Origin of the sequence: Pelagibacterium sp. 26DY04 (genome assembly GCF_031202305.1) — a bacterium.
Taxonomy (GTDB): domain Bacteria; phylum Pseudomonadota; class Alphaproteobacteria; order Rhizobiales; family Devosiaceae; genus Pelagibacterium.
On sequence record NZ_CP101731.1, the window covers coordinates 3,073,799 to 3,091,882 of the forward strand.

Genomic DNA, 18,084 nt, shown 5'->3' on the forward strand with positions numbered 1-18,084 from the left:
GCGCAACAGAGGTGCGAATCGCTTCCTTAAGGGCCCCGTGTGCAGTCGTTGATTTCAGACATCGAGGCGATCGACGAGATCGAGGTGTTCGGCCGCGTCAGGGCCGTGCAGGGCCTTTTGATCGAGGTGGTCGGCCCGGTGCGCGAATTGCGCGTGGGCGGACGCGTTTCGATCGAGACGCCCAACGGCCCCGACCTCGCCTGCGAGATCATCGGCTTCCGCGACGGTCACGCGCTCTGCCTGCCCTTCGGCCCGGTGGAAGGCGTGCGCCTCGGCTGTAAGGCGGTCTTTGCCGGCCATGACGGCGCCGTCTATCCCGACGATAGCTGGCTCGGCCGCGTCATCAACGCCGAAGCCCAGGCCATCGATGGCGGCGCCCCGCTGTTGCGCGGCCCCACGCCATACGGGCTGCGCAACCTCCCCCTTCCCGCCCATGCCCGCGGCCGCGTCGGCGACCCCATCGATCTGGGCGTGCGGTGTTTGAACACCTTCACCACCTGCTGCGACGGCCAGCGCATGGGCATTTTCGCCGGCTCGGGCGTGGGCAAGTCGGTGCTCATGTCCATGCTCGCCCGCAACACCGATGTGGATGTCTCCATCATCGGCCTGATCGGCGAGCGCGGGCGCGAGGTGCAGGAATTCATCACCGAGCAGCTCGGCGAAGAGGGCATGAAGAAGGCCATCGTCATCGTCGCCACCTCCGACGAATCCGCGCTGATGCGCCGTCAGGCGGCATATCTCACCCTCACCCTTGCCGAATATTACCGCGATCAGGGCAAGCGCGTCCTCGCCATGATGGATAGCCTCACCCGCTTTGCCATGGCCCAGCGCGAGATCGGGCTGGCCACCGGCGAGCCGCCCACCGCCAAGGGTTATCCGCCCACGGTCTTCACCGAACTGCCGCGCCTCTTGGAACGGGCCGGTCCGGGCCTGGTCAACTCCGGCTCCGTTACCGGTCTATTTACCGTTTTGGTGGAAGGTGATGATCACAATGAGCCCATTGCGGACGCCGTACGCGGCATTCTCGATGGTCACATCGTCATGGAGCGATCCATTGCCGAGCGGGGACGCTATCCGGCCGTCAATGTGCTTCGATCCGTGTCGCGCACCATGCCTGGCTGCGTGCCGGAGGATTTCCGGCCCACACTGAGCAGGGCGCGCGAGTTGATGTCGGTTTTCGCCGACATGGAGGAACTGATCCGGCTAGGGGCTTACCGGAAAGGATCGGATCCCAAGGTTGACCGCGCCATCGCGCTCAACCCGGCGCTGGAGGCGTTTTTGAGCCAGCGTTCGGATGAGCGCACCACTATCGCCGACGGCTACAATCTGCTGGCGACGATTTTGGAAACAGGCGGCGCGGACGGCTAGGTTGGCTTGATGAGTAAGGAGTGCAAGTCATGAAGTCCAAGAGCGCGAGCCTGATCCGGTTGAAGAAGTTTCAGGTCGACGAAAAGCGCCGCCAGGTTCTCCAGATCGAGACCATGATCGCCGATTTCGAGCGCATGGCCGCCGAGCTCGACCAGCAGATCGAGATTGAGCACAAAAAGACCGGCATCTCCGACGTCGCGCACTTCGCCTATTCCACCTTCGCCAAGGCCGCCATCACCCGCCGCGACAATCTTCTGATCTCCGCCGGCGACATGAAGGGCAAGCTCGAAGCCGCCCAGGACGAACTCGCCGAAGCCATCGAGGATCTCAAGAAGGTCGAACTGCTCGACGCGCGCGAACACCAGCGGGAAAAAGACGAGCAGGCCAAACGCGAACAGGCCGAATTCGACGAGATCGGCCGCCTGCGCTACCGGCGCTGACCGCTGGCACGGCGATGACCTGGGAAGAGCTCGTCGCCATCGCCCTCTCCTTCCCCGGCGTGGTCGAATCCACCAGCTACGGCACCCCCGCCATCAAGCTCGGCACCAAATTCCTCCTCCGCCTGCGCGAGCCCGGCATCATCGCCGTTCAGCGTCCCAGCATGGACGAGCGCGACATGCTCCTCGAGGTCGAGCCCGATCTGTTCTTCATCACCGACCACTATCGCGATTACCCTTACGTCCTCGTCCGGCTCGACAACCTCGCCCCCGATCACTTCCGGTCGTTGTTTGAAACGATTTGGCGCGAAAAGGCGACAAAGACGCAGCTCGCCGCCTATAAATCCCAATAGCGTGAGAATGCCACCACCAAATCCGGCTTGACGAGCGCAATAACTTTCTATTCCCTCACCCGCCAACGAACCCTACGCGAGCGAGGGGAAGGCCCGCATGTTCGTCTCGGTTTTCGATGTCTTCAAAGTCAGCGTCGGTCCGTCATCCTCCCATACCATGGGCCCGATGCTGGCTGCGGCGCGGTTTCTCGACCGCGTTCGCGATTTGCCGCCCCGCGAGGGCACCCGGCTCCAGATCACGCTTTATGGCTCCCTCGCCTTCACCGGCGTCGGCCACGGCACAAATGCCGCCGTCCTCGCCGGCTGCCTGGGTTTTGCGCCCGACATCTATGACCGGGCAAAAGCCGACGCGGCGCTTTCCGACCTCGCCTCGCGCAAGACGATCTCCCCCGCCCCCGGCTGGACCATCGCGCTCGATCCCGACGCCGACCTGATCGTCGACCGCAAGACGCGGCTCGACGCTCACCCCAACGGCATGCGCTTCGCCCTTCTGGATGCGGACGGTAAAACCATCGTCGCGGAAACCTATTTCTCGATTGGTGGCGGCTTCGTCAAAACCCTGGCCGAAATCGAATCCGGCGACCTCCCTGCCACCCCCGCCGACGATGTCCCCTTCCCCTTTGCCAGCGCCGCCGAAATGCTGGAAATGGGCGAGACGTCAGGCCTTTCCATCGCCGAGATGAAGCGCCGCAACGAATGCGCCCGGCTTGATGGCGAAGCCTTCTCCCACCGTCTGATGCACATCTGGGATGTGATGGATTCCTGCATCACCCGCGGGCTCGAAGCCACGGGCGAACTTCCCGGCGGGCTCAAGGTTAAGCGGCGTGCCCGCGCCATTTTCGAAAACCTCTCGCGCCGCATCGGGGCCAATGACGTGCCGCTGCATTCGGCCATCGATTGGCTCTCGGCCTATGCGATGGCGGTCAACGAGGAAAACGCCGCCGGCGGTCAGGTCGTCACCGCTCCCACCAACGGTGCCGCCGGCGTCTTCCCAGCCGTCCTGCGCTATTATCTTTCCCACGTCCCCGGCGCGAGCCGCGACAAGATCCCCGATATGCTGCTCACCGGCGCCGCGATCGGTGGGCTGATCAAATACAACGCGTCGATTTCCGGCGCCGAGGCGGGATGCCAGGCCGAAGTGGGCTCGGCCTCCGCCATGGCGGCCGCGGCGCTCTGCGCGGCGCTTGGCGGCACCAACGCACAGATCGAAAACGCCGCCGAAATCGCTCTCGAACACCACCTGGGGATGACCTGCGATCCGGTGAAAGGCCTAGTCCAGGTCCCCTGCATCGAACGCAACGGGCTGGGCGCGGTCAAGGCCGTCGCCGCCGCATCTCTCGCCATGCAGGGCGATGGCAGCCATATCGTGCCGCTCGACGCCTGCATCGAGACCATGCGCCAAACCGGCCGCGACATGGACGAGCGCTATAAGGAAACTTCCCTGGGCGGCCTCAGCGTAGCGGTGCCCGATTGCTGAGCGCTATTCAGCGGTAATCGCGATCTCGCGCACCATTTCGCCGGTCTCGCCGTCGAAAATGCGGATAGCCTGCGCTTCACCGGCCACATAGGTCACCGTCAGCAAGCCGTCCTGCACCTGGCTCGAAATCACCTGCGCGTCCGCCGGCAATGCGATCGATTGCAGCGCGTAGCGGTCCGATACGTCCGACCCCATGGTGACCAGGCGATAGACAACCACCAGCACAACCGCCATAAAGCCGATCAGCATGACGAGCATCGATATTGCGGCCCGCCGCCGCGCTTTCGCCATAACCGCCTCGGCCTCGGGGCTCAGCGGCTCGTCTTTGTCGAAATCGGCTTGAGGTTGGGTCATGGCAGCGGATGGGCTCCAGGGAAACAGGCATGACGCCACGGTGCTCGAAAGCGAGGCCGGGACGCGGCTCGATGCATTTCTAGCGGCCCGTTTCCCCGCCTTTTCGCGCAACCGGATCAAGGACTTGATCCAGGGAGGCGCGGTGAGCGTGGGAGGAACCACGAACGATGTGCCCAAATATCGCGTCAAGGCCGGCGAGTCCATCACCCTTGCCGCCCCCGAGCCGGACGAAGCCGAGCCCGAACCGCAAGCCATCCAATTGGCCATCCTCTATGAGGACGAGCACCTGATCGTCATCGACAAGCCCGCCGGCATGGTCGTTCATCCCGCGCCGGGCAATGAGGATGGAACTCTGGTCAACGCCCTCATCCACCATTGCGGCCAATCCTTGCGCGGCATTGGCGGTGTCAAACGCCCCGGCATCGTCCACCGGCTCGACAAGGACACCTCCGGCGTGATGGTGGCCGCCAAGACCGAGCAAGCCCATAATGGCCTCGCCGCCCAGTTCGCCGATCATGGCCGGACCGGCCCATTGGAGCGGGCCTATACCGCTTTCGCGTGGGGCATCCCCAATCCGCTTGTCGGCACCGTGGAAACCCTCATCGGCCGCGATCCGCACAACCGGCTCAAGCAATCGGTATTGGGCCGCGACGGGCGCGAGGCGATCACCCATTATCGGGTGAGCGGGCGCTTTGCCGACGAAAAATGGACCGTGGCCCAGCTCACCTGCAATCTGGAGACCGGCCGCACCCACCAGATCCGCGTGCACATGGCCCATATCGGGCACCCGCTGCTGGGCGACGGGCTCTATGGCGCCGGTTTTGCAACAAAGATTAATCGGGTGCCCAAACCCATCCAACAGGCCATCAAAGCCCTGAATCGGCAGGCTCTCCATGCAAGCGTGCTCGGTTTCGCCCATCCGGCGACCGGCGAAACGCTGCACTTTGAGAGCCCGCTGCCGCCCGATCTCGCAAATCTCGCAACCGCCCTTGCCTCTTACACATTGTAGTCTGTGAACCCGGCGACCCATGCATCCCGCGAATGGCAAAAATTCGCGGGGCGGGGGTGTAATCGCCTCATTGCGACCTATATCTACTCTCCAAATGTGTCTCGCGCGCGTGCCGGAAAGGGCGTTTCGCGAGCTCACCCGCCGGGATATCCCGGGGGTTCGATAAGAGGGGGTGCAATAATGGCCCAGTCCAATCTACCTGTCCTGAGTTCAGAAAGCGGGCTCAACCGCTATCTTCAGGAAATCCGCAAGTTTCCCATGCTCGACCCTGACGAGGAATTCATGCTCGCCAAGCGGTACAAGGAGCATGCCGATCCCGAGGCGGCACAGAAACTCATCACGTCCCACCTGCGTCTGGTGGCCAAGATCGCCATGGGCTATCGCGGCTACGGCCTGCCCATTTCCGAAGTCATTTCGGAAGGCAATGTCGGCCTCATGCAGGCGGTCAAGCGCTTCGAGCCCGACAAGGGCTTCCGGCTTGCCACCTATGCCATGTGGTGGATCCGCGCTTCGATCCAGGAATACGTGTTGCGCTCGTGGTCGCTCGTCAAGATCGGCACCACCGCGGCGCAAAAGCGCCTGTTCTTCAACCTGCGCCGTTTGAAGGGTCAGATCGCCGCGCTTGAGGACGGCAATCTGCATCCCGACCAGATCAAGCAGATCGCCACGACCCTCAACGTTTCTGAAGACGATGTGGTGTCCATGAACCAGCGCCTGACCGGCGACGCCTCCCTCAATGCGCCCATGCGCGCCGATGAAGGCTCCAGCCAATGGCAGGACTGGCTGATCGACGATGCGCCCGACCAGGAAGAAATTCTCGGCGAAAGCCAGGAATTCGACGAACGCATGGGCCTGCTCGAAGGCGCGCTTGAAGTTCTCAACGACCGCGAGCGTGCCATCTTCAAGGCCCGTCGCCTGCAGGAAAATCCCTCGACACTCGAGGAGTTGGCCCAGGAATACGACGTCAGCCGCGAGCGTATCCGCCAGATCGAAGTGCGGGCGTTCGAGAAGGTTCAGGATGCGGTCAAGGAGGCGGCTCGGACCCAGGCTGCGCATTGACGCAGCCTCTCCGAGCCCTCATTGTGCAGCTCCCCGGAACCAACTGAAGGACAAAATCGGACCGGCTGAAAAGCCGATCCGTGCCAAATGATAGAAATCGCTATCGTCGCGGGTCTGATCCTGCTCAACGGCGTGTTCGCCATGTCCGAACTCGCCATCGTCTCGTCCAGCAAGCCCTTGCTGAGATCCATGGCCGACCGTGGCCACCCCGGCGCCTCAGCAGCCGTCAAGCTGGCCGACGACCCCGGCCGCTTTCTCTCCACCGTGCAGATCGGCATTACGCTCATCGGCGTCGTGGCCGGTGCGTTTTCCGGCGCCACGCTTGGCGCCCAACTGACTGAAATCCTCATAGCCGCCGGCCTGCCCGGCGCTGCGGCATCCGCCTTGGGCTTTGGCGGCGTCGTGGTCGTCATCACCTATCTTTCCGTGGTCGTTGGCGAGCTGGTTCCCAAACAGTTCGCCTTGCGCAATGCCGAGCGCATGGCCTGCCTCGTCGCCCGGCCCATGGCGCTGCTCTCCAAGGTGGCCGCGCCCGTCGTCTGGCTGCTCGACGCTTCCACAAAGCTGATCTTCCGCCTGTTGGGAATGAGCGACTCCAACGAGGACCAGGTCACCGAGGAGGAGATCAAGTCGATCGTTGCCGAAGCGGCCGAAACCGGCGTCATCGAACGCGACGAAAAGCGCATGATCGCCGGCGTGCTGCGTCTGTCGGACCGCCGTGCCCGCGGCATCATGACCCCGCGCACCGATGTGGAGATGATCGATTTCGACGACGATTTCGAAACCATCCGGTCCGAGCTAGCCCGCTTCAGGCATTCGCGCGTTCCGGTGTCGAGCGGCGAGACCGACAACATCATCGGGGTGCTCGTGGTTCGGGAGTTTCTTGCAGCCCGGCCCGAGGACCATGCCGGCCTTCGCCGCCTGCTGCGCAAGCCCCAGGTCGTCCCCGACACCATGGGGGCGCTCGACGTGCTCGACGTTCTCCGCCGCGCCGCCTTTCCGCTGGCCTTGGTGCTTGACGAGTACGGGCATTTTGAAGGCCTCGTGACGCCTTCGGACCTGCTCGAAGCCATCGCCGGTGTCTTCCGCTCCGACCTGGAAGAAGGCGAGGCGGACGAAGCCGTTCAGCGCGAGGATGGCTCCTGGCTTCTGGCCGGCAGCCTCACCGCCGACGACCTCGCCGACCGCCTCGGCCTGCTGCTGCCGGAAAAGCGCGATTACCAGACCCTTGCCGGTTTCATGATCGACCGCCTGCAGCACCTGCCCACCACGGGCGAGGTTCTCGAAACCGACGGTTGGCGGCTCGAAATCGTCGATATGGACGGCCGCCGCGTCGACAAGGTGCTCGCAACGCCGGTGACCGCCGAGGCTGAGGCTTAAATCACGGCGTCGAGCAGCTTTCGGTCCAAAATCAGCAGCCAGGGGTCTTGCACCCCTGGCGCCACCTCGATCTCGATCCGATCCTCGGTGGCAAGGTTCGAGGTTCCGATCGCCTCGCCCTGCGCCATTTCCAATCCGTCCAGCCGATAGAGCAGCCCCTTCGAGCGCGCAAACCGCGTCCGCCCCAGCGGATAGATCGACACCCGCTCCCCGGCCCCAACGTCAAGCGCGATCGACCCGGCCACCCCCATGGCCAGATCATGGCCGTCGATCAAAATGATCCGCCGCTCATGGGCATACCGCGCCACCGCGTGCAGCGCCGCCAGCGTATGGTCGAACCGCCCGCCGGTCATCCCGATGGCCAGGGTGATCGGCGCCCGCGTCGAATAGAGGCATTTCTCGAAATCGGTGGTGTCCTGCTCGGCCAGCGTCAAAACCCGCGTGCGGCCGGAAAAGCGAGCGCTGTCGGCCACCGAATCCATGTCGCCAATCACCGCGTCCGGCACGAGCCCCGCCGCCAGAACGATATCGCCGCCCCTGTCGGCCCCCACGATGCCCTCCGCAAGCGCCGCGAGCCGTTCGAGCATCTCCGGCTCCACGCTCCCGCCCCCCACGATGAGCAGCATGCCATTGAACCGGAGCGGCAGGCCCTCTCCCCCGGCGCTCTCTTGCACTGAACCTTGGACGCCTATAGTCTCGCCTCGTCTCGCTGGGGTGTCCGTCCGAAAGGACGGGCTGAGAAAAACCCATGGAACCTGAACCAGGTCATGCTGGCGGAGGAAGTTCGAGATGGCAAGGGCTCTCAATGCGCCCTCCATACGCTCACCTTTCCCCTCGTCCATTTATGGCCGCAACAAAGGCTTGGCGCTTGCGCCCGAAATCGAGGAAATCGATGATCGTTTCGCTTAAAAAAGCCCTGTGTGCGGTTGCGCTGGGAGCCCTCGCGCTTCCCGCGTCCGCCCAGGATAATCCCACCCTCACCATCTACACCTACGATGCCTTCGCCGCCGATTGGGGCCCCGCCCCGGCGCTTAAGGAGGGCTTTGAAGCCCAATGCGCCTGCACGCTGAACTTCGTTTCCGCCGAGGACTCCATCTCCGCCCTGCGCCGCGTCCAGCTCGAAGGCGAAACCACCGAGGCCGATATCGTCCTCGGCCTCGATACCGCCACCATCGGCGAGGGCAAGGCCACGGGCCTTTTCACCGAACACACCCTGGACCTGCCCGAGTTCGAGCTGCCCATCGAATGGACCGATGAGGTCTTCGTGCCCGTCGACTACGGCTATTTCGCCTTCGTCTACGATTCAGAAGCCCTGCCCACCCCACCCGCCAATTTCGAAGAGCTGATCGCGCTTCCCGAAGACTTCAAGATCGTCATCCAGGACCCGCGCTCCTCGACCCCCGGCCTGGGCCTCATCCTCTGGATCAAGGCCGCCTATGGCGATGGCGCCGCCGAGATCTGGGAGGGCCTCGCCCCCCATGTCCTCACCGTCACCACCGGCTGGTCGGAATCCTACGATCTGTTCCTGGCCGGCGAAGCCGATATGGTGCTTTCCTACACCACCTCCCCCGCCTATCACGTGATCGCCGAAGGCGAGGACCGCTACAAGGCCGCCAGGTTCGACGAGGGCCATTACACCCAGATCGAGGTCGCCGGCATTCTCGCCTCCAGCCCCGACCAGGAGCTGGCCCGGCAGTTCCTCGCCTACCTCGTAACCCCCGAGGCCCAGGCCGCCCTGCCCGAAACCAACTGGATGTACCCGGTGCTCGAGCCCGAAGGCGGCCTCAATCCCGGCTTTGCCGAGATGATCGACCCCGCCCCCGCGCTCCTGCTCGATGCCGACGAGGTCACCGCCAACACGCGCGCCTGGATCGACGAAGCCTTCGCGAACCTGAGGTAGAACAAGTGGCCGGGACAGCTCCAACCTGGCGTCCCGGCCGCCGCATTGCCGGCGCTCTGATCGCCGCCGCCATCGCCGTTCTGATCGCCGCCCTGCTGATCGCCCTCTGGATCGCCGGGCAGCGTTTCCCCAGCACGGGTTCCAGCGTTGCCGGCATCGGCAGCATCGTCGCCATGGCGGCCATCCAGGCCAGCCTCTCCACCATCCTCTCGATCCTCGCCGGCCTGATCCTCGCCTGGACGCTCGACAGGCTGCGCTTTCCCGGCCGCGGCCTGGTCATCGGCCTGCTCTCGACCGCGCTTGTCATGCCGTCCCTGGTGATCGTTTCGGGGCTGCTGGCCATCTGGGGCCGAAATGGCTGGGTCAATCTCCTGCTCGCCCCCTTCGGGCTCGAAACCGGTTCTTCGATCTTCGGCCTCTGGGGGATCGTTACCGCCCATGTGGTGCTCAACGGCGCCTTTTCGGCCCGCATCTTCATCGACAGGCTCGCCGCCATCCCGCCCGAAAAGCTCAAGCTCGGCCGCAGCCTGGGTTTAGACCCGCTCCAACGCCTCGCGATCATCGATTTGCCCGCCCTGGCCTCGTCCATCCCCGGCGTGGCGGCGACAATCTTCCTTCTCTGCTTTACCAGCTTTCCCGTCGTGCTCACCCTGGGCGGCGGCCCCGCCAACCAGACGCTGGAGGTCGCCATCTACGAAGCGGTCCGGCTCGATTTCGATCTCGGCGCCGCCGTCAATCTCGCCCTTGTCCAGCTCCTCATCTGCGCCATGATCATCATCCCCGCGACCACCCTCGCCCCCGCCGCCACGCTTTTCGGCGCCCGTGCCGGCATCCATTGGCCCGAGAGGGGCTGGCTCGCCGCCCTTCAGGTGGTCCTGCTCATCGTCCTGCTCTTGGGCTTTCTCGCTCCCCTCGCCGGCGTCCTGGGCGAAGGGCTGGCCGCCATCGCCCCCGTCCTCGCCCAACCGGCCTTCTGGCACGCCACAACCACCAGCCTTGTCATCGGCACCCTCAGCGCCCTCCTGGCGGTCGGCCTCGGCATCGCGCTGGGCATGGCCCGCGCCCTCCAGCCCCATGGCACGCTTGGCCGGGCGCTGCTCGGCTTTCCGGTCTTTGCCTATCTCGCCGTCCCCGCCGTCGTGCTCTCGCTGGGCTTTTTCCTCCTTGCCCGGTTGACCGGCCTCCCGCCCATACGGGTTGCCCCGGTGGTGCTGATCCTCGCCAACGCGCTTTTGGCCTTGCCTTTCGTCTTCGCCACGCTCGCGCCGCCTCTGGAAGCGCTCGCCCTGCGCCACCGCCGCGTCATCCGCGCCCTCGGCCTTTCCGCCTTCACCCAATGGCGCCGCATCGAATGGCCGCTGATCGGCCAGCCCGTGGGCTACGCGCTGGCCATCGCCTTCGTCTTTTCCCTGGGCGATCTCGGCGTCATCTCGCTGTTCGGCACGTCCGAGTTCTCCACGCTCCCCTGGCTGATGTATCGAGCCTTCGGCGCCTATCGCACCAATGATGCCGAAGCGATCGCGGCCATTCTCTTGCTGCTCTCGGTGTCCGCCTTCATCCTCATTCCCAAGCTTGTGGACCGGTTGACCAATGCTCGAGATTGACCGCCTCACCTTCCGCTATCCGGGCGGTGATACCGAATTTTCGTTCGAGATGAGCATCCAGGCCGGAGAGATCGTCGGACTGGTCGGTCCATCGGGCGCGGGCAAATCGACGCTTTTCGATCTGATCGCCGGCTTTCTCGACCCCGCCTCCGGCGACATCCGCCTCAATGGCGCTTCGATCCTCGCCCGCCCGCCGGAAGAACGCCCGGTATCGATTCTTTTTCAGGCCGATAATGTGTTCGATCACCTTTCGGCCGGCGCCAATGTGGCGCTGGGGCTCGGCGGCCGCGCCCGTGCCGATGACCGGCGGGTGATCGAAGCCCTCGACCGCATGGATCTGCCCGGCCTTGCCTCCCGCCGCGCCGATCGCCTCTCGGGCGGCCAGAAACAGCGCGTCGCGCTGGCGCGCACGCTCCTGCGCAACCGACCGATCCTGTTGCTGGACGAGCCCTTCACCGGGCTGGACCCGCAGACCATCATTCCCATTCGTGATCTGATAGCGCGGCTGGTGCGGGAGAATGGCTGGCACGCCATCATCGTCTCGCACCAGGCCGAAGATGTCGCCGCCCTGGCGGCAAAGACCTATCGCATTGAAGGCGGCAGGACCGTAGCCGCTTAGACCGTTCCACAAAAGCATGTCCCCGGCTTGGGCCGGGGACGGTATCACTTTGTGGTTCGGAAACGCGACGAGGCTGAAATGCCTAGGCGTCGGTCGCGTCCACGGCCGGCGCTGCGTCCTCGGCAGCGGGAGCGGCCTCCTCTTGGGCCGGCGCCTCGGCTTCCGCATCGAGCGCCGCCCAGGCAGCCAGCACGTCCTCGAAAATCGCTTCGCCGTCCTGGCCTTTTTCCAGCGTCAGGATGGCGCGCCGCCCCGTTCCATAGACCATGGCGAGGTCCACCCAGGCCCGCTCGGTCAGAAGCTCGATATTGTTCTCCACATCGATCTCGCTGGCGCTCGAAAGCGCGAACAGGAACGAATTGCCCACGATGCGCGCCGACGCACCGGTCAGCGGCTGGCCCTGCACCAATTCCTCGTCCTTGAGCAACACCCCAGGTAAATTGGCGATCGAGCCGCCGATAAAGCTCTCGGCAACCGTGAAATTGACTTCCATCAAATGGCTCGCCGGCAGATTGGCATCCGCATTGCGGCGCAAGAGCACCTCGACTTCCAGATTGCGCGCCGGAATGGAGGCGTCGGCGATGATCGTGGGATGCCCCAGCTCGTCGGTGCCGCGCGACCACTCGACGCTTCCCGAATAGGGAACGGCCCCGGTCGAACCGCCGGTCTGTTCCTCGAGCAGCAGCGATTGCGCGCCTTCGGTCGAAAGCGCGATGCCGGGCTCCTCGAGCATTTCCGCATCCGGCTCGATGGGGGATTGGGCTTCCGCCGGCAGCCGATCCTCGAACGTCGCCTCGGGCTCGGCCTGGGCCGGACTCGGGGTTTCGGTTTCGGAAAAGGGAAGTTCTTCCCCCGGCATGGTCGATCCGCTGACCTCGCCGCTGGCCGAGGGCACTTCCGGGGTGGTGTTGGTCGCAGGGTTCTGCGCCTCCGTTTCCGCCGGAGGCGTGGTCTCGGGGGTTTCGGGCACTTCGGCTTCCGCCACCTCGGTGGTCGGTTCGGTCTGGCCCTGGGCGAAAAGCGCGTTGAGGTCGATATAGCCCTCGCGCCAGGCCCAATAGCCCGCGACCCCGCCGCCGCCGAGCAGCAGCACCGAGATCACGAGGAATATGGTAAAGGCCCCGAAGCCGCCGGACCGTTCGCCGCGCTCCTCGCCCGCTTCCCCGGCTGGCGCTGCTTCCTCGGCCGGTTCCTGTTCCGCATCGGCGGTTTCCGTGGTTTCCCCGCGTGCTTCACGGTCGAGCGCGGCGATAGCCCGGTCTATGGCCACCTGGGCGTCGGAGATTTCCGGGCGGCTGATGATGCCCGGTTCGAGCTCCACTTCGCGTACGCTCGACATCGCCGTTTCCGGCTCGGACGGCTGGGCGGCCGTCCCGCCCAGCGGGCGCCCGTGCATGTCGACCAGCGATACGGTGCTGCGCGGCTCGGCCTGCGCTTCGGAAAGAATGAAATGCCGCTCGCTCGATGGCGTCGGCTCGGGCTCGAAGGCGCTCCGTTCGGGGAGCGGCGAAAACGGAATGACGCGGTTGTCCTCGTGGGGCGACACCGGCTCCACCGGCTGGCTCTCACCCGACTGCGCCGCCCGCTCGGCCGATGCGATGATGTCTTCGATCGAGCCGGCCCGGTATGGCGCAGGCTCTTGCTCCTCGGGCGTTTCCGGCGTCGGCTCCCAGGCAATCTCGGGCTCCTCGGCCTCCGGAACATCGTCGCCGGGCTGCTCCGGCTCAACCTCTTGCTCGGGCTCGACGAACGCATCGCTCTCGGGGCGAGTGTCGAACCGGTCGTCTTCGTCGATAATGACCTGCTCATCCTCGCGCGACCACACAGGCTCGGGCTCGACGATGTCGGTTTCCCCATCGTCCAGGCGCGGCTCTTCCGGCTCTACCCGCTCCCCCTCGGCCTCCGGCTCGAAATCTTCGGCCGGCGGGGCCTCGAAATCGTCGGGCTCAAGCTCAGGCTCAGGCTCAAGCTCAGGCTCGGGTTCGCGCTCCGGTCCGGCTTCCGGGTCTAACTCCGGCTCCGGCTCCAGTTCCGGCGCGTGCTCGGGCTCGGCCAGATAGTCTTCTTCGGCTCGCGGCTCCTCGGCAACCGGCTCATCGACAACCGGCTCGTCCGAGTAAGCCTCCTCATAGGCTTCCTGCTCGGCGGTCGCCTCGGCCATCGGCTCGGGCTCGACCTCCTCGACGGCACGGAACCGGCCCAGAAGCTTTTCGGTCGCTTCGTGCTCGACCTCGCGAATACAATCTTCGAGATTGAGACGGTGAGTGGTGATTTCGCGCGCCGGCAGTGGTGGCTCGATGGCACGCAATTGTGCGACAAGGGCACTGCGCGCTTTCTCATAGACTGCTCGGCGATTGGCACCGGTATTTTCCGGCAGGGCATCGATCGCCTTGCGCAAGAGTTCGCGATAGTCGGCCATTATCTACTCAATGTCACTTTCTGCCGGCGGTATAACAAAATTGTTTTTAAACAAGAAAACTCAATCTTGAAACGGGTCCTGGACCAAAATCGTGTCTTCGCGTTCCGGGCTTGTCGACAACATGGCGACCGTGGCCCCGATCAATTCTTCCACCCGCCGCACATATTTGATCGCCTGGGCCGGCAGATCCGCCCAACTCCGGGCGCCGGCGGTGGTTTCCTTCCAGCCTTCCAGCGTTTCATAAATGGGCTTGACTCGACTTTGTGCCCCCATTGAGGCAGGCAGATGGTCGATGCGCTGCCCGTCGAGTTCATAAGCGACACAGACCTTGATCTCGTCGAGCCCGTCGAGCACGTCGAGCTTGGTGAGCGCGATGCCGTGGATGCCCGAAGTGCGCACCGTCTGACGCACGATCACCGCATCGAACCAGCCGCAACGCCGCTTGCGGCCGGTGACCACGCCGAATTCATGCCCCTTCTCGCCCAGGAACTGGCCGATTTCATTGTTCTGCTCGGTCGGGAACGGCCCCTCGCCCACCCGCGTGGTGTAGGCCTTGGTGATCCCCAGCACATAATCGATGGCCGCCGGCCCCAGCCCCGATCCCGGCGCTGCCTGTCCCGCGACCGTGTTGGAAGATGTCACGAACGGATAGGTGCCGTGATCGTTGTCCAGCAATGCCCCCTGCGCGCCCTCGAACAGGATGCGCTCCCCACGCCGCCGCCGCTCGTCGAGCAATTCCCACACCCGGTCCATGAACGGCAGGATCTTGTCGGCCACCGCCATCAGTTCCCCGTGGATAGCCTCGGACGAAATTTCTTCCGCCCCCATGCCGCGCCGCAGCGCGTTATGGTGCGTCAAAAGCCGCTCGATCTTGTCCATGAGCGTTTCGGGCTCGGAAAGGTCGCACACCCGGATGGCGCGGCGGCCCACCTTGTCCTCATAGGCCGGCCCGATACCGCGCCGGGTCGTGCCGATCTTGAGGCCGGAATTGGAATCCTCGCGCAGCGCATCGAGTTCGCGGTGCAGCGACAGGATCAGCGGCGCGTTCTCGGCAACGCGCAGAACCTCGGGTGTGATCGAAACTCCCTGGGTGCTCAGCTTTTCGATCTCGGCCACGAAATGGTGCGGATCGACCACCACGCCATTGCCGATCACCGAGAACTTGCCCCGCACCAGCCCTGAGGGCAGCAGCGAAAGCTTGTAGCTCACCCCGTCGATCACCAGCGTGTGGCCGGCATTGTGCCCGCCCTGGTAGCGCACCACCACGTCGGCGCGTTCGGAAAGCCAGTCAACGATCTTGCCCTTGCCCTCGTCGCCCCATTGGGAGCCGACCACCACAACATTCGCCATTTGCGCTAGCTTTCCTTTTCGTGTCCGAGGTTCCGCCGGTGAATGCCCCGCGGCGGCCATTGGCGCTTTTGGTCTTCGCCAAGGGCCGAAACGCTGATAAGTCCGGGCTCTATAAAGCACAAGGCCCGATATGACAAAGACCACCCAGCCCCCTTCTCCTGCGACCGATCGGCCCTCGGGCATCATGAACCAGCCCTATCTGCTGCTGACGCTTTCGGCACTGTTCTGGGGCGGCAACATCATCGCGGGCAAATACGCTATCGGCGAGCTCGATCCGTTCGAGCTTTCCGCCCTGCGCTGGATCGTGGCCTTCCTTGTCATCCTCCCCTTCGCCTGGCCTTCCCTGCGCGCCGAATGGCCCGAAATCCGCCGCGGGCTGGGCTGGCTGGCCTTTTACGGCGTCGTGGGCTTTACCAGCTTCAATGCCCTGCTCTACGGCGCGACCAACTTCACCGCCGCCGTCAACGTCGCCATGATCCAGGCGGCGATCCCCGTGCTCGTCATGGTGGGCAATTTCCTCATCTTCCGCGTCCGCGCCTCGGCGCTCCATATGGTGGGCGTTGTGCTCACCATCTATGGCGTCATCCATGTCGCGACCCACGGCGCGCCCGCCCGCCTCATCGGGCTCGACGTCAATCTGGGCGATGCGCTGATGCTGGCCGCCTCCCTGCTTTACGCGCTCCATTCGCTGATGCTGCGCTACAAGCCCAGGATCGGCTGGATGACCTTCATCCTCACCACCAGCTTTTTCGCCGCCCTCTCGGCGGTGATCTACCAATCGCTGTTTTCCACCGGCCTTTCCGGCCTGGTTTCGGCCACCGTTTCCATGAGCCCGCGCGGCTGGCTGGTGGTCGCCTATGTCGCGCTGCTCCCCTCGATCGTCGCCCAGATGACCTATGCCCAGGGCGTCGAACTGATCGGCCCCAATCGCGGCAGCCTGTTCATCAACCTTATCCCGGTGTTCGGCGCCCTGCTCGCCGTGTTGATGCTGGGCGAGACTCTACAGACCTTCCACCTCATCGCCGCCATCTTCATCATCGCCGGCATCGGCCTCGCCGAATATGCCGCCCGGCGGAATTTGAGGCAGATTCTAAAGCCGCAGTAAAAAGGCCGGCAACATTGCCGGCCCTTCACCATTCAATACCGGTCAACCTACACGGTAAAAACCAGCCGTTTAGCCTGCTTGACCCCTTCGAGCCCGGAGATCTGCGTCAGCTCGCCATCGGTCAATTCGCTATCGATCGACACCAGCGCAATCGCGTCCTTGCCCTGTTCCACGCGGCCCAGATTGAAGTTGGCGATGTTGATCCCGAGCTGGCCGAGCAGCGTGCCCAGACGCCCAATAAAGCCCGGCTTGTCCTCATTGGTGATATAGAGCATCCGCTGAGTCAGCTCCGCTTCGAGCGTGATGCCCTTGATCTCGACGATACGCGGCGCGCTCGATCCATAGACCGTGCCCGCCACGCTCCGCTCCTGCCGCTCGGTCACGACCGTCAACCGGATAAGGTTGTCATAAGCCCCGACCTGCTCGCGATTGACCGTTTCCACCGCGATCCCGCGATCCTTGGCCAGCGCCGGCGCCGACACCATGTTGACGTCACCCAGCAAGGGCTTGAGCACCCCATTGAGCGCCGCCGCCACCATCGGACGCGTGTTGAGCGCGGAAACCTCGCCCTCGAACTCGATGCGGATGCCCTTGATGGCCGTCTCGGTGAGCTGGCCGGCGAACGAGCCCAAAAGCTCGGCGAGCTTGACGAACGGGGTCAGCTTGGGCGCCTCTTCCGCCGAGATCGAGGGGAAGTTGAGCGCGTTGGTGATCTCGCCGGTCATCAGATACGCCGAAATCTGCTCGGCCACCTGCAGCGCCACATTCTCCTGCGCTTCGGTGGTCGAAGCGCCCAGATGCGGGGTGCAGATGACGTTGGGCACGTCAAACAGCGGATTGTCCTTGGCCGGCTCTTCGAGGAACACGTCGAGCGCCGCGCCAGCGACCTTGCCCGCTTCCAGCGCATCTTTCAGCGCCGCTTCGTCGATCAGCCCGCCACGAGCGCAGTTGATGATGCGAACCCCGTCCTTCATCTTGGCGAAGGCTTCGGCATTGATGATGTTGCGCGTCGCATCGATCAGCGGCGTGTGCAGAGTAATGAAATCGGCCCGCGCCAGAAGCTCGTCCAGTTCCACCTTCTCGACACCCAGATCGATGGCGCGTTCGGGCGTGAGGAACGGATCGTATGCGATCACCTTCATCTTGAGCCCCTGGGCGCGGTCGGCAACGATCGAACCGATATTGCCGCAACCGATCAGACCCAGCGTCTTGGAGGTCACTTCCACGCCCATGAAGCGGTTCTTTTCCCACTTCGAAGCGCGCGTCGAGGCATCCGCTTCCGGGATCTGCCGGGCCAGCGCCAGCATCATCGAAATGGCGTGCTCGGCCGTGGTGATCGAATTGCCGAACGGGGTGTTCATGACGATCACGCCCTTGGCGGTCGCCGCCGGGATATCGACATTGTCCACGCCAATGCCGGCGCGCCCGATGACCTTGAGGTTATTCGCCGAGGCGAGGATCTTTTCGGTCACCTTGGTCGCCGACCGGATGGCGAGGCCATCATACTGGCCGATGATTTCAGCCAGCTTGTCCTTGTCCTTGCCGACATCGGGCAGATAATCCACCTCGACGCCATTGGCCTTGAAAATCTCGATCGCCGCCGGGCTGATCTTGTCCGATACGAGTACCTTGGGCATATCCCTGTTCCTT

16 protein-coding genes and 1 riboswitch are annotated in these 18,084 nt (G+C 64.3%); of the genes, 11 read left to right on the forward strand and 5 right to left on the reverse strand.

Annotated elements, in window-relative coordinates:
• Window positions 1–39: 39 nt before the first annotated feature.
• The 4 genes from fliI to NO932_RS15230 all read left to right on the forward strand — a co-directional run bounded on the left by fliI (window position 40) and on the right by NO932_RS15230 (window position 3,635).
• Complete coding sequence (gene fliI, locus NO932_RS15215) at window positions 40–1,368, forward strand: flagellar protein export ATPase FliI (RefSeq protein ID WP_309208147.1); 1,329 nt, start codon at window positions 40–42, stop codon at window positions 1,366–1,368.
• Between the two features lie 29 nt (window positions 1,369–1,397).
• A complete protein-coding gene (gene fliJ, locus NO932_RS15220; RefSeq protein ID WP_309208148.1) occupies window positions 1,398–1,808 on the forward strand; it encodes a flagellar export protein FliJ in 411 nt (136 codons plus the stop codon).
• Window positions 1,809–1,822: 14 nt separating this feature from the next.
• A complete protein-coding gene (locus NO932_RS15225) occupies window positions 1,823–2,158 on the forward strand; it encodes an MmcQ/YjbR family DNA-binding protein (RefSeq protein WP_309208150.1) in 336 nt (111 codons plus the stop codon).
• Between the two features lie 97 nt (window positions 2,159–2,255).
• The gene (locus tag NO932_RS15230; RefSeq protein ID WP_309208151.1) at window positions 2,256–3,635 is read left to right on the forward strand and encodes an L-serine ammonia-lyase; all 1,380 of its coding nucleotides are present in this window, start codon (window positions 2,256–2,258) and stop codon (window positions 3,633–3,635) included.
• A 3-nt stretch (window positions 3,636–3,638) separates the two neighbouring features.
• Here the strand turns inward: NO932_RS15230 and NO932_RS15235 are convergent, their stop codons facing one another.
• On the reverse strand, window positions 3,639–3,989 hold the full coding sequence (locus NO932_RS15235) for a DUF6476 family protein (RefSeq protein ID WP_309160181.1): 351 nt from the start codon (window positions 3,987–3,989) through the stop codon (window positions 3,639–3,641).
• On the opposite strand from NO932_RS15235, the gene NO932_RS15240 reads away from it, so the two are divergent.
• From NO932_RS15240 to NO932_RS15250, 3 genes are all read left to right on the forward strand, one after another.
• Complete coding sequence (locus NO932_RS15240; RefSeq protein WP_309208153.1) at window positions 3,988–4,998, forward strand: RluA family pseudouridine synthase; 1,011 nt, start codon at window positions 3,988–3,990, stop codon at window positions 4,996–4,998. The genes NO932_RS15235 and NO932_RS15240 overlap by 2 nt on opposite strands.
• Window positions 4,999–5,178: 180 nt before the next feature.
• The gene (gene rpoH, locus NO932_RS15245) at window positions 5,179–6,057 is read left to right on the forward strand and encodes an RNA polymerase sigma factor RpoH (RefSeq protein ID WP_309160179.1); all 879 of its coding nucleotides are present in this window, start codon (window positions 5,179–5,181) and stop codon (window positions 6,055–6,057) included.
• A gap of 87 nt (window positions 6,058–6,144) precedes the next feature.
• Window positions 6,145–7,437, forward strand: coding sequence for a hemolysin family protein (locus NO932_RS15250; protein WP_309208154.1), 1,293 nt, complete (start codon window positions 6,145–6,147; stop codon window positions 7,435–7,437).
• On the opposite strand, the gene NO932_RS15255 is transcribed toward NO932_RS15250, so the two are convergent.
• The gene (locus NO932_RS15255) at window positions 7,434–8,111 is read right to left on the reverse strand and encodes a thiamine diphosphokinase (protein ID WP_309208155.1); all 678 of its coding nucleotides are present in this window, start codon (window positions 8,109–8,111) and stop codon (window positions 7,434–7,436) included. The two genes, NO932_RS15250 and NO932_RS15255, sit on opposite strands and share 4 nt — an antisense overlap.
• Window positions 8,112–8,137: 26 nt before the next feature.
• Window positions 8,138–8,238, forward strand: a riboswitch (TPP riboswitch).
• 94 nt (window positions 8,239–8,332) lie between these two features.
• Between NO932_RS15255 and thiB the strand changes: the two genes are divergently transcribed.
• From thiB to NO932_RS15270, 3 genes are read left to right on the forward strand one after another with little or no spacing between them, the layout of a single operon-like run.
• Window positions 8,333–9,337, forward strand: coding sequence for a thiamine ABC transporter substrate binding subunit (thiB, locus tag NO932_RS15260; RefSeq protein ID WP_309211065.1), 1,005 nt, complete (start codon window positions 8,333–8,335; stop codon window positions 9,335–9,337).
• Between the two features lie 5 nt (window positions 9,338–9,342).
• Window positions 9,343–10,941 carry a hypothetical protein gene (locus NO932_RS15265; protein ID WP_309208157.1) on the forward strand — a complete coding sequence of 533 codons (1,599 nt, stop codon included), beginning with the start codon at window positions 9,343–9,345 and terminating at the stop codon, window positions 10,939–10,941.
• On the forward strand, window positions 10,928–11,560 hold the full coding sequence (locus NO932_RS15270) for an ATP-binding cassette domain-containing protein (protein WP_309208158.1): 633 nt from the start codon (window positions 10,928–10,930) through the stop codon (window positions 11,558–11,560). Before NO932_RS15265 ends, NO932_RS15270 begins: the two co-directional genes overlap by 14 nt.
• Before the next feature lie 82 nt (window positions 11,561–11,642).
• Here NO932_RS15270 and NO932_RS15275 read toward each other — a convergent pair whose 3' ends face one another.
• A complete protein-coding gene (locus tag NO932_RS15275) occupies window positions 11,643–13,979 on the reverse strand; it encodes a hypothetical protein (protein WP_309208160.1) in 2,337 nt (778 codons plus the stop codon).
• Window positions 13,980–14,039: 60 nt separating this feature from the next.
• A complete protein-coding gene (locus NO932_RS15280; RefSeq protein ID WP_309208161.1) occupies window positions 14,040–15,329 on the reverse strand; it encodes an adenylosuccinate synthase in 1,290 nt (429 codons plus the stop codon).
• A gap of 130 nt (window positions 15,330–15,459) precedes the next feature.
• Here NO932_RS15280 and NO932_RS15285 point away from each other — a divergent pair, with 130 nt between their 5' ends.
• Complete coding sequence (locus tag NO932_RS15285) at window positions 15,460–16,434, forward strand: DMT family transporter (protein ID WP_309208163.1); 975 nt, start codon at window positions 15,460–15,462, stop codon at window positions 16,432–16,434.
• Window positions 16,435–16,481: 47 nt separating this feature from the next.
• On the opposite strand, the gene serA is transcribed toward NO932_RS15285, so the two are convergent.
• Window positions 16,482–18,071, reverse strand: coding sequence for a phosphoglycerate dehydrogenase (gene serA, locus NO932_RS15290; protein ID WP_309208164.1), 1,590 nt, complete (start codon window positions 18,069–18,071; stop codon window positions 16,482–16,484).
• Window positions 18,072–18,084: the final 13 nt, after the last annotated feature.